General features: G+C 54.9%; 9 protein-coding genes. All 9 read right to left on the reverse strand.

The features are described 5' to 3' along the window. The coding region (locus tag Q2B33_RS21540) for a class I SAM-dependent methyltransferase (protein WP_300570001.1) at nt 1–518 on the reverse strand (518 nt) is incomplete at its 3' end. 10 nt (nt 519–528) lie between these two features. Next, complete coding sequence (locus Q2B33_RS21545) at nt 529–1,326, reverse strand: glycyl-radical enzyme activating protein (RefSeq protein ID WP_300569998.1); 798 nt, start codon at nt 1,324–1,326, stop codon at nt 529–531. Between the two features lie 64 nt (nt 1,327–1,390). Continuing rightward, nucleotides 1,391–1,738, reverse strand: coding sequence for a hypothetical protein (locus Q2B33_RS21550; protein ID WP_330684843.1), 348 nt, complete (start codon nt 1,736–1,738; stop codon nt 1,391–1,393). An 11-nt stretch (nt 1,739–1,749) separates the two neighbouring features. Next, nucleotides 1,750–2,556, reverse strand: coding sequence for a nucleoside phosphorylase (locus Q2B33_RS21555; RefSeq protein WP_300569995.1), 807 nt, complete (start codon nt 2,554–2,556; stop codon nt 1,750–1,752). A 76-nt stretch (nt 2,557–2,632) separates the two neighbouring features. Further along, nucleotides 2,633–2,932 carry a hypothetical protein gene (locus Q2B33_RS21560; protein WP_296456313.1) on the reverse strand — a complete coding sequence of 100 codons (300 nt, stop codon included), beginning with the start codon at nt 2,930–2,932 and terminating at the stop codon, nt 2,633–2,635. Beyond that, entirely contained in the window at nt 2,917–3,273 is a 357-nt protein-coding gene (locus Q2B33_RS21565; protein ID WP_300569991.1) for a DUF5674 family protein, read from the reverse strand. Before Q2B33_RS21565 ends, Q2B33_RS21560 begins: the two co-directional genes overlap by 16 nt. A 101-nt stretch (nt 3,274–3,374) precedes the next feature. Then, entirely contained in the window at nt 3,375–5,924 is a 2,550-nt protein-coding gene (locus tag Q2B33_RS21570; protein WP_300569988.1) for a glycyl radical protein, read from the reverse strand. Nucleotides 5,925–6,149: 225 nt separating this feature from the next. Then, nucleotides 6,150–6,413 carry an IclR family transcriptional regulator C-terminal domain-containing protein gene (locus tag Q2B33_RS21575; RefSeq protein ID WP_300569985.1) on the reverse strand — a complete coding sequence of 88 codons (264 nt, stop codon included), beginning with the start codon at nt 6,411–6,413 and terminating at the stop codon, nt 6,150–6,152. 285 nt (nt 6,414–6,698) lie between these two features. Next, entirely contained in the window at nt 6,699–9,059 is a 2,361-nt protein-coding gene (locus tag Q2B33_RS21580; protein WP_300569982.1) for a hypothetical protein, read from the reverse strand. Nucleotides 9,060–9,252 lie beyond the last annotated feature (193 nt).

The raw sequence follows: 9,252 nt of genomic DNA on the forward strand, positions 1-9,252 counted from the left end.
CAAATACCAAAGTGTCCGAAGGACACTTTCTGCTCTGCAGCGTTGCAAGCTTGATACCCCGTTGCTTGCAGCGGGGTATTTGATTTCCCAAGTTTCACCATACAAAATCCTTCCAGCCGTTCCACCCTGTCACCGAACATCTCCGCCATAAGGGAGCCGTCCATCTTCCAGGTGGCGATCAGGAGGATGCGCCCCTCCGGCTTCAGCACACGCCTGCATTCCGCCATGATCGCATCATACCGGCTTTCAATATGGCAAAGCGCATTGTACAGAATCACCGTATCAAACGTATCGCTCCCGAACTCCATTTCAGCGGCATCCATCTTCCGGAAACGGATATTTTCGCTGGTTTCCACCAAACCGTTCAGACGGCTGCTGTCGATATCAATACAAGCGACCTGCCTCGCATACTGTGCGGCGGATAAGGAAAATTCTGCCGTGCCGCAGGCCACCTCCAATACATCCTTGTTTTCAATCTCCTGCCTCACAAGCCGGAGGATTGCATCTGTCTTTTTCATTTTTGTTCGCTTAACCGCCTATATGGCATCTTAATTTCGTGCAGTTCTCCACTTCCCGCTTCAGCCGCTCCATATGCTCCGTCTCCGGCGGCAGGATGTCCGGCAGCTCGTATACCCTGCCCAGGCCCGCGTACTTGTCCTGGCCCAGCCTGTGGTAGGGGAGCAGGTAAATCTCCTCCACCCCTGGCAGCGCATCCGCGAACCGGGCGATGGCCCTGATTTCCTCTGGGGTATCGTTGAAAGTGGGAATCACGGGCACCCGTATGCTGAGGAACGTCTGGCCGGATGCCGCAATCTTCTTCGCGTTCTCCAGCATCAGCTCATTCCCTTTTCCGGTGAAGCGCTTATGCTTTTCGCTGTCCATGTGCTTGATGTCCATGAGGTAATGGTCCAGGTATGGCAGAATCCCCCCAATGGCCTCCCATTTCGCACAGCCCATGCTCTCCATGGCGGTGCCTATCCCCACGGCCCTGGCCGCCCGGAGCAGGTCTCTGGCGAACTCGGGCTGACAGAGGCTCTCCCCGCCGGACAGGGTCAGCCCCCCGCCGGAGCGGTGGTAGTAGGGCCTGTCCTTCTCCACGGTCTCCATGACCTCAGCCACCGTCACGTCGCGGCCGATAATCTTCGTCTTGCCCTGGACGGTCATCTCCTGGATCCCATACTCCTGGGACTCCGGGTTGCAGCACCATTTACACCGCAGCACGCAGCCCTTCAGGAAACAGATGGTTCGGATTCCCGTTCCGTCATGGATGGAATACCGTTGTATGTCGAATATCCGGCCTTTTGTCTGTAAATATTCTGTCGTCATTTTTCATCTCATTCCGCCGCGCGAGCGGCATTTCATACTTACGGTTACTGAATTCCGGCCCCATTCAGCGCCTTATCATGATACCCTTCATATACTGTGTCTCATTATGGGCTCGATATACTGACAGCTTTTCTTCTTCCGTACATCCGATCAAAATCTTGATTTCCGAATCCCGTTTCAGGCAGTCAACAGTACACATGACCGCGTCTACCCGCTTTTCCCCTGAGCCCACCCACACATCAATGCCGGCGCCATCCATGGGTGAAGTATCCTTTAAATATCCATAGTCAACCTCATAGACAAAGTCCGGATATTTCGGATGGACTGTCCCTTTTGGCCTGTCTGTCACGATTTCCGAATCCATCACCAGGGAGTCCAGCATTTTCCAAAAAGCATCATCAAAACCATTCATCCGCATTTCCCCTACAGCTTGCACAACGCCTCCAAGGCGAGAGCGAACAGCCTCTCCCTTGCGGAAACATTATTGTTCCAGCCTCTGTCGTCATAGTCCTCCGCACCGCCGATGAGGATGTCGCCGCTGTAGAGCAACTGCCCGAAGACCTTCCCCCGGAACTGGGCGATGGCCGCCATTGTTGCGCATTCCATCTCCACGGCCCTGCAGCCCTCCTCCTTCCGGTAAGCCACCATCTCCCGGGTCTCCCTGTAGAATCCGTCCGTAGACCAGGTGGCGCATTCTATGTAGGGGATGCCGTGGCCGGACAGGACTTCCCGGAAGCGCTCTATGGGCTCCTGCTGCAGCTCGATGAACCGCGCAGGCGGCAGATACTTGTACGAAGCCCCTTCGTCCCTGAGGGCCCGCACCGGTATGATCACGGCTCCCTCCGGAATGTCGTCCAGCACCCCGCAGCAGCCGCAGCAGACAATCGCCTCTACACCCTGGCCGTACAGCCAGTCCGTCATCATGGCGATGGAGCCGGAAGCCACCACCGCCTGCACGGCACAGACTTCCGTCCCTTCCACTGTAAATCGGTATGCATGGAAGTCCTTCATTTCGGAAACGTAGGTCCCTATCTTCTCTCCCCCATATCTCTCTACCGCGCTGTCAAGCACCTCTTCGAAGAATGTGACCAGGCAGAGTCTCGGGAAACGCCTGAAACCGCCCCCGCCCTCTCCGTCCCTGTCCGCTTTGGATGCGTTCCTGTCCGGATTGATGACTGCGGTTTTTTCCGTGCTGTATTCCAGGATCGGATATTCGTGTTTTACTATCATTTTCTTCTCCATTCTGTCATCCTTATAGGGACAGTCTGTACCTGCATGATTGATAACTTTATGCCACGTAAAAGTGCTACAAAAGGTATTGATAAGCTTGATAATATCCGTTAATCTGTTCCCCTGTGCAGGCGAGATTATGTTCTCCACGATAATCTTCCAGCACTTCTTTACTAATCAGTAACTCCGACAATACATGAGCGTTTTTAGGGTCTTCCATTGTAAAATTCGTATACTGTATCGCTCTGTCAAAAAACATATCTCTCTTATCCAGATCTGCAGAAAATTTCAGTGCCCGTTTTACCTCATTTCCAATGTTTATCATCTGCTGCACAAGGGATAACTCAAACCACTTTTCATTCAAAACTGAATCCATTTACAAATTACCTCCGTTGCTCTTGCCATGATATCCGCATCCAATATTCCCATTCCGCCACGCGGAAAGCCATGAAGCTGATTATTATGGATATTGATGAAAGAATCATATTCCAAAATATCACCCATTGACTGGTTCTCAAGCCACAAATTAAATCCCCACATGTCAATTTCTTTTGATCCCCGCTGTTCTTTCAGATAATCAGCCAGTTCATAATGCATATCTGCATCCAGCGCAACCAGTTCTTGATTCAGGTCCACAACTCCTTTCACAAACCCGTTTGCATATGGCTTTATTTCATTCAATTCTTTTACTGTATATGGTTTATCCAAAATAATCATTTCTCTAATCCCCCAGTAACCTGTCTAAAAAACATTATTTCAAGAATGATGATTTCCCGCCGCAGTCTTCTCTGTCCCCCGCATCACACATGCGGTTCCTTTCAGAACCCCTGCTCCGTCCTGCGGATAATATCGTCCTGCAGGGACTTGGACAGCGTCGTGAACAGCGCGCTGTACCCTGCCACCCGCACCACCAGGTGGGCGTACTTCTCCGGATGGGCCTGGGCATCCAATAGGGTCTCCCTGTCCACCACATTGAACTGCATATGGCTCCCCTTCTGGTCGAAATAGGAGCGGATCAGCGCCACGAAGTTCTCCAGCCCCTTCTCTCCGCTGAGCGCCGTGGGATGGAATTTCTGGTTGAACAGGGTGCCGTTGGAGGCGATGCCGTGATCCAGCTTGGACACGGAGTTTGCCGCCGCAGTGGGGCCGTACACGTCCTTGCCCGCCGAGGGGGACACGCCGTCCGCCACGGGGGTATGGGCCAGCCTGCCGTCCGGGGTGGCTCCGGTCTGGGCCCCCAGGGGCACATTGGCCGACACCGGATACAGCCCCGCCTGGAACTGGCCGCCTCTGGGATTGCGGTAGTTCAATAGCGGCCTGGTGTAAGTGTACGCCACATCCCTGGCGAACATGTCCACCTCCTCGTTGTCGTTGCCGAACTTGGGCACTTCGTCTATCATGGCCCGCAGCTCCTCGTATCTCTTCTTCTCTTCCGCCGGAAGCTCCGCGTTCATCACTGCCGCAATCATGCCCGCAACCTGGGCTTCGTCCACGGCCATGCCGTTTCTGTCCATTTCAGGGAGATTCACCTTGCGAATCTCCCTCAGAATCTCCGTCACGATTTCCCCGGCGCTGACGGCATCGAAGCCCTGGCCGTAGTTCATGGCCAGCGCCCGCTTGTACTCCGCCAGAGTCACCTTCTTCTCGTCAAATACCAGCTTCTTGATTGCGTACAGCGAGTCCGCCATGTTGGCGATGCCGAAGCCCTGAGGCCCGGTAAAGTTGTAGACGGCGCCGCCCTCCTGGACGCTCTTCCCCCGCTTGATGCAGTCGTCCACCATGCAGGACAGGTACGGCAGGGGGCATCTGGTGGCATGGGCCACATCGATGGCATTGTCCGCGTTCACCAGCAGGGAGATGTTGTAATCCATCTGCTTCTTATAGGCATCATAGAACTCCTCAAAGGTAGCCATGTCCTCCACGGCCCCGGTCTCTATGCCAATCTTCTCGCCCTTGTCCCAGCCATTGGAGAACACCAGCTCCAGGGGACGGCACATGTTGTAGAACGCCGCGTCATGCCAGCCCTCCGTCTTCCCCGCTTTCTGGGGCTCCACGCAGCCGATGATATTGTAGTCCCTGGCGTCCTCCAGGGTAAGGCCTCTGCTCAGCAGCGAGGGGATAATGACTTCATCATTGTAGTACGCAGGCAGACCGATGCCCGTCCGCGTCAAATCTGCCGCCTTCAGCAGCAGCTCGTGGGGCGACTTGTTCCACACCCGGATGGAAAGGGATGGCTGGGGCAGGAACACATGCTTGGAGGCCGTGATGCACATAAAGCTCAGGTCATTCGTCACATCTAACCCCTCTTTGTCCTGTCCGCCCACAATCAGGTTCTGGAACAGGCTGTAGCCCGCGAACCCTTCCGCGCTGGCGGCGTCACGGCATTTGTTCAAATCGTTCAATTTCACCCAGATACAGTCGATCAGCTCCTGGGCGGATTCCCTGGTCAGCCTCCCGGCCTCCAGGTCTTTCTTATAGTAAGGATACATATACTGGTCAAAGCGCCCCGGGGAGATGGAATGCCCGCTGGACTCCAGCTGCAGGAGCTGCTGCACGAACCAGAAGCTCTGGCAGGCCTCATGGAACGTGGCGGCCCCATGCTCCGGCACCCTTGCGCAGTTGGCCGCGATCTGCAGCAATTCCTGTTTTCTGGCAGAATCCGTGCAGGCAGCCGCCTCCTTCTCCGCCAGCTGCGCATACCTGCGGGCATACCGGATCACGGCCTCGCAGCTTAGGATGGCAGCTTTCAGGAACTGGCTCTTGGTGCAGTAATCCCCGTCTCCGGGATTGCACCTGTCCAGCTCCTGCCGTATCTCCTCAATGATCCCTCTGTAGCCCATGGCCAGCACCTTGTCGTACTGGACGGTGACATGGCCCACGCCGTTGTAGAAATAGTTGCCGGGGGTGAAGATGTTGTGCTCGATGGCTTTCTTCGTCTCCTCTGTCATGAGGGCGGTGGCCAGGTCGCTTGTCGTCTTCCCCTCCCAGTAGGCATCCGCCGCAAGCAGCTCCTTCTTGGTCTGGTCCGCTATGTAGAAAGGATCGGCTTTCCGCTCCGCCACGGTCTCGAACTCCGCCTCCAGCCATTTGTAGGAGAATTCCGGATAGGTCTGGCAGCCTCTGGGGGCGATGGTACTGCTGCCCACCACCAGCTCTCCCTCCCTGATGATGATAGGGATATTGTCCAGGATATGCGCGAAAGCCAGGGCCCGCCGCATGATGACGGGCTTGTCCTCCGTGGCCTTATAGGATTCCGTGATCAGTCTGGCCCTGGCGGACTCAATCTCTGGCATCTTGGCGTAGAGATGCGCCACCAGCCTGGGGATCCTGTCCGTTTTGGGGATTTCCTGTGTGTAATATTTTGCCATGGGTGCTCCTTTCCGTACTGTCTGCTTTACATGCTCTTTACTATCTCATTCTTTTGATTTCTTGTTCTCTTCGCTTCGGTCTGCAGGCTCCGCCCACAGATGCCCTTATCCTCCAGTATATGCCTCCATGGCTCTGATGTCAATGAATCTAACACTGTTTTCTATTATTTTTTTGTGGATTTATTTTGAATGTTGTTGTTTTTATGCACGAATACACACTTATGACTAATAAACATACTGCACCTCTTCCAGAATCCCGGACATGGTGGCATATATCACCGGGATGGTCTGCGCGGTGAACCGCAGCGATGGGCCGGAGACACTGACAGCGCCGATGATTTCTCCGGACAGGCCGAACAGAGGGACCGCCACGCAGGAAATCCCGAATTCATGCTCCATATTGTCGGTGGAATATCCTCTCTTCCGGATTTCCTCCAGCTCCTCCAGAAGCTTTTCCTTCAGGAAATGGAATTTCCCCGTGCCGACCATGGCCTGAATTTCCCGGCTGCGCAGAATCCGTTTGTAGGGATAGGGGCATTCATAGATCCCCAGGCGGATATCCGGATTCAGTCTGTCCAGAAGCCTGTAGAAATTCTCTGTCCAGACTTCCTCCGGATCCTCCGGACCGGCAAGCCTGTTGGACAGAAGGAGATAGAAGATTTCACTGGACTGGCATCATCACCGGCCAGACACCGCCGGGAAATTTTTCTGCAAAATCCATATTAACCCCTTTCATGCCGCGTAGCTTTCGCGGCTCCAGCTCTCCCATTCTCCTTATTTCCGTACGATCCACAGCTCGCTGACGGCGAATGCCTTCAGCGTCCCGTATACCTGCCATTTCAGCCTGAGCGTCCCGTCCGCATAGCTGCTCTTCGGCAGATCATATTCCCACACCGCGCCGCTGCTTATCTCCGGTCTGGGAATCCTGTCGGCAAGCAGCGTGTCCCCGGCATAGAAGCGGCATTCCGTATCCTCTTCTGGCCTCTGCATATGATGGACCGCCTTCAGGAATGCATTGGGATAGAAGACCTTCAGCCTATATTCCTTTTCCGGATCCAGGCCGTCAAAGGTGACCTCCAGGGGAGTCCCGTACAGCGCGGTGGCATTCCAGGCCCAGCTCAAGGGCATGGGGAATTCGTCATGCCAGCCCCGCATCTGATGGAACATACCCATGATGCTGTAAATGCTGTGATCCTTCAGAGGTGTTTTCAGATAGCCGGGATCCTCCTCCCAGGTTCTGTACTGGGTCACATGGGCAAAGCCTTCCGGCGTGCCCAGGCTGCAGTAGATGCCCCCTTCCCCCGGATCCTCACGGGAAATGCATGCGAGCAGCTCTCCCACCCTGCGCTCTTCATCAGACTCCTTTTCAATCTCCTTCATCCTGCCCATCAGATACTGATAATCGTTCAGCGGCATGCCGGCGGTCTCCAGGTAAGCCCCTCTGATCCAGCGCTGCCCGCGGTGCCATGTGACCGTCAGCTGAATCTTGCAGTTTTTATAAAGCTCGTCTGCCAGCTTCTGCATTTCAGACAGCACTTCCTCCATGGCAGGGACGTCTCTGGAAAGGTTCAGCGCGCTCCTGGCTTCCTTTATGGCCGCTTCCGAGCCAAGCTGCGCCGCCCGGGCAAGAACTTCCCTGGCCTTTTTCTCATTCTCCTGATCCGCCGCGTATTTGTGCTTTGTCCAATAGTCGCTGAAAATGCGCAGTTTGATCATCTGGTAGCGGTAGTTGTTCCGGGTCTTTTCATCCGCTTTATCATCCAGCGCGCACATGTCGCGGTATACCCTGTCGATTCCGTCATTCGCAAGAATCGGGCCCGCCCAGTCGTCCTCCGAGCGCAGCACCAGATCCGTAAGCTCCTCCGTAATCTCAGAATCGATGAACAGCCGGACATAATCCCGGATAGTATCCGCCGCCTCCGTCCTGCTGTCAAAATCCTGGTCGCACCAGATGACCTTGTTGATATCGTCATGGATGCCTTCGGAGTAGGTGATCGCGCCGCATGTGTACGGCTCAATCATATTGTGTATGTATTTCATGGCCTTCGGTCGGGCGCTGTTCCCTTCCCGGCCCAGCGTCATCGCAAAGGCGTTGTCCCACATGGGCACCGGGAACTGGCAGTTCGTGTTATGGGAGATGTCCGGATAATTGCGGATATTGTGCCTGTATCTCTCCGGCAGCTTATCCCGCATCTCCATAATCTCATGCTGCTCCCAGGGTGCGAAGCAGACACCGTCGATCCAGTCCGGCTCCTTTGCAATCAGATTGTAAAAGTCATCATACCATCCCGGTTCCGGCTGAAAATGCTGGGGAGCCACCCAGACCCCCGCATGGGGATGGTATTTGCGCATGATCTTCGCGCACTCCTCCGTGACCTGCATGGCCCTGTCCGGCCAAAGGGAGCCGGGATCCCCCAGCGGAACCAGAATCGCGTCCAGATAAGGGATGGAGGAGAAAATCAGCTCCCTCTCCTGCAGCTCCCTGTACAGGCAGTCTAAATCGTCATAGTCTTCCCCCACGTTAGGATACCACAGCCATACATCCATATGGTAGGAATGGATGATCCTGGATACCTCGATCATCAGCCGGAAGGGATCCTCCACAAAGGTGGAAGAAAACAGGGCGTCGTCCGTCTTCGGCGGCAGGAGCTCTATGGCGTTGGCTCCGAACAGGGCCATGTCCCTGATATAGCGCTCGAAATCCTTCACAGTCCAGGCGCTGTAGGTATTGTTCTTATCCCGAAATCCCAGCTGATGGCCCCGCAGCGGATATTCCGGTGTCATGCTCACGCCGTCCAGCTCCTCCGGGCACAGGATTCTCCCGTTTTTGGCCGCGACTCTGCGGAGAATCCGGGCGCAGCCGTAGAATTCGCCCCTCTCGTCCTTCCCCAGGACAATCAGCCGCCTGCGGCCTTCCCCGCCCGCGATTCTGATGCGGAAGCCCTCCTTTCCCGCCTCAGGGATATCGCGGAACAGCTCCAAAAGGTTCTCTCCATAAGCCGCCGGATTTCCTTCATTATAAAATTCTATGGTGTCCGCCTCGGCGGATACGGCGTTGCCGCGAAGGTCCACGCCGCTCCGTCCCGCAAGCTCCTCACAGAAGACATCCACGGTCTTTTTCTCAAAGACAGTCATATAAGGTGTTTTCGGAACAACAGCAGTCGCCAGATCAAACATAACCTCACCTTTCTTTGTTTGACATATGCCGGGATACTTTGACGACATCCCGGCATATATCCTGAATCAGCTATTTATACTGCTTAACGCTTTCATTTGCCGTGAAACCAGACTGCATAACGCTGACTGGTTCATTCGCATGATTACATTA

This window comes from uncultured Acetatifactor sp., assembly GCF_948601915.1.
Taxonomy (GTDB): Bacteria; Bacillota; Clostridia; order Lachnospirales; family Lachnospiraceae; genus Acetatifactor.

Excerpts from the sequence above, each read along its gene's own strand:
- Q2B33_RS21545 (WP_300569998.1), bottom strand. The coding sequence starts at position 1,326 with ATGACGACAGAATATTTACAGACAAAAGGCCGGATATTCGACATACAA.
- Q2B33_RS21550 (WP_330684843.1), bottom strand. The coding sequence starts at position 1,738 with ATGAATGGTTTTGATGATGCTTTTTGGAAAATGCTGGACTCCCTGGTG.
- Q2B33_RS21555 (WP_300569995.1), bottom strand. The coding sequence starts at position 2,556 with ATGATAGTAAAACACGAATATCCGATCCTGGAATACAGCACGGAAAAA.
- Q2B33_RS21560 (WP_296456313.1), bottom strand. The coding sequence starts at position 2,932 with ATGGATTCAGTTTTGAATGAAAAGTGGTTTGAGTTATCCCTTGTGCAG.
- Q2B33_RS21565 (WP_300569991.1), bottom strand. The coding sequence starts at position 3,273 with ATGATTATTTTGGATAAACCATATACAGTAAAAGAATTGAATGAAATA.
- Q2B33_RS21570 (WP_300569988.1), bottom strand. The coding sequence starts at position 5,924 with ATGGCAAAATATTACACACAGGAAATCCCCAAAACGGACAGGATCCCC.
- Q2B33_RS21575 (WP_300569985.1), bottom strand. The coding sequence starts at position 6,413 with ATGGTCGGCACGGGGAAATTCCATTTCCTGAAGGAAAAGCTTCTGGAG.
- Q2B33_RS21580 (WP_300569982.1), bottom strand. The coding sequence starts at position 9,059 with ATGACTGTCTTTGAGAAAAAGACCGTGGATGTCTTCTGTGAGGAGCTT.